At 62.9% G+C, this 2,075-nt stretch carries 2 protein-coding genes; both read right to left on the bottom strand.

The window, feature by feature from the left end; all coding sequences use genetic code 11:
• Positions 1 to 15 precede the first annotated feature (15 nt).
• A complete protein-coding gene (gene serB, locus ABZ646_RS45665; protein WP_360533437.1) occupies positions 16 to 1,767 on the bottom strand; it encodes a phosphoserine phosphatase SerB in 1,752 nt (583 codons plus the stop codon).
• Positions 1,764 to 2,024 (bottom strand): hypothetical protein, encoded by a 261-nt coding sequence (locus tag ABZ646_RS45660; protein WP_360533440.1) that lies wholly within the window; start codon positions 2,022 to 2,024, stop codon positions 1,764 to 1,766. The genes serB and ABZ646_RS45660 overlap by 4 nt, the downstream gene beginning before the upstream one ends.
• Positions 2,025 to 2,075: the final 51 nt, after the last annotated feature.

Here is a 2,075-nt window from a genome sequence, read left to right as displayed (position 1 = left end):
AGCGAGAAGCTCCTTTCAGGAGTCGTTGGTGTCAGCCTCCTCAATATCTTGCCTGCTGATCCCGAAGAAGTAGAGCAGGGGATCAAGGAATGGGCCGGTGATGGTGGTATCAGCCACCTCTCGCACAGCAGACGGTGGGTTGAATCCAACGCTCAGCCCTGCCGTGCGGAGTAGATCAAGGTCGCTGACGCCTGTCCCGACGGCTACTGTCTGAGACAGCGGCACATCTGCTTCGGCTGCGAAACGGCGCAGAGCGGCCGCCTTGCCTGGGCCAGTCAGCACCTCGCCGACAAGGCGGCCGGTCAATTCCCCATCAGCGATCTCTAGAGTGTTCGCTGCAGCGAAATTGAGGCCAAGTCTCGTGACCAGGTCATCTGTGATCTGGGTGAAGCCGTCGGAGAATACACCGACGACGAAGCCCAGCCGCCTGAAGGTGCGGATAAGTGTGCGCGACCCTGGCATCAGCCTCACCTGTGCCTGGACCTTCGTAACCACAGAGGCGTCGAGACCCGCGAGTAGGACCACGCTGTCGTGCAGTGCCTGCTCAAACTCCAGTTCACCTCGGGCGGCAGCAGCCATCATCGCCAAGACCTGCTGGCTGAGGCCGTGGGGAAGAAAATTAGCGAACAGCTCGATGGTGTTGTCCTGGATCAAGGTGGAGTCCACGTTCAAGGCGATCAATCTTCTAGCCCGCTGGTGGAGCCCCGGGTGGGTCACGAGGATATCGATCTGATGTGCGGCCGCTTGTGCTGTGAGTTGAAGTTGTAGAGCTTCGTGGCTCGCTCCGGTGACAGCAAGAACAACCGCTGACACCGGATAATCCGCGAGGCTGCGGACTTGCTCAACCTGCCCACCGAACTCTTCGATCCGCTCTGTAATGGCCTGAACTGCGCCCACCGTCAGCGGCCGCCCAACGAGTGTCACCTCTGACCTCGGTCTGCCGCGGCGCAAGGTAGCCCAAGGCGTTGAGATGTACTCATCATCACTGCCCGGCGGAGAGCGTCGTGGTCTGGCGGCGCGGTTGCGGGCGATGCAGATCCGACCTGCGGTGTTGCGGCTGCGGTGCTGGGGAAGTGGCAGAGATTTAGCGCGTAGTTCCCCAAGGATGTATTCATAAAGGGTGACCATGTCCAGGAATGGACCTGCGTCTGGAATGCCCAGCTCAAGGGCCCGCAGCAGTTCCCCGGTAAAGGCCGTGAACGGGGCGCCGACCGGAGCCAGGGCCCGGGCGTTCTCGGAGCAGGCGGTGATGACGCAGGTGCCGCTCACCTCAAGCAGCGGCGGCACGAGTCCTGGGCCGCCGCTCATCTCGCCGGCCATGGCACGGCCGCTGAAGCAACAGTCGAGCAGCAGCACCTTCTTCTCCGCGTGGCTGCTGAGCAACACCCTGCGCAGTAAATCGAAGCGCATGGCGGACTCCACGTACAGCTCAGTGAGCTTGGAGTCGGGGAGGGTGAGGTAGAGCTCTGCGTTCTCGGGGTCGAGTAGGCCGTGGCCTGCGTAATAGACGATGAGGGTATCGGTGGCCCGGCTCGCGGCATCTTGCACGGCGCGGAGTACTGCGGCTTCGTTCTGGGGCTGCTGCACGACCGTGACGAGGTCTTCACGGATGCCCCAGATTTCTGGGTCGGTCAGCCACCTGGCCAGGGTGGTGAGGTTGTTCGCGACAGCCGGAAGCTGCTCCAACTCCTCGTAGGCATGGCATCCGATGAGGACGACGGCGGAAGCGTCCACTCCAGGCAGCTGGCCGCCTGTCGGATCTGTCATTCCTCTGAGCTAGAGCGCTGCAGGGCTTCCGCGAACTTGCGGACGACCTCTTGGTCGTCTGTGTTTATGGTAATGCTGATTCCGTTCGCCTCGATGCGTACCGGTGGGGCAGGGGCGGGCCGACTGGCTCGCCAGGAGGCTACGGAGGTGACCAGGCTGCCTAGGGCGATGGAGTTCGATACGACGAAGCTGAGCAGGTCGAGAGTGCTGCCGCCCATGGTGCCTTCAGGCGCCTTTTCGTCGGCTGGCCTCGGCACACCAGCGCCGGCGCGGCGGGCTCCCCGACACCCTGCGCACCATGCGCGACC

This window comes from Streptomyces sp. NPDC007162, from assembly GCF_040634175.1.
Lineage (GTDB): Bacteria > Actinomycetota > Actinomycetes > Streptomycetales > Streptomycetaceae > Streptomyces.
This window is presented reverse-complemented; position numbering and strand designations above follow the sequence as displayed.

Bases quoted from the DNA above. Each gene is read 5' to 3' on its own strand.
- serB (WP_360533437.1), bottom strand. From the start codon at position 1,767: ATGACAGATCCGACAGGCGGCCAGCTGCCTGGAGTGGACGCTTCCGCC.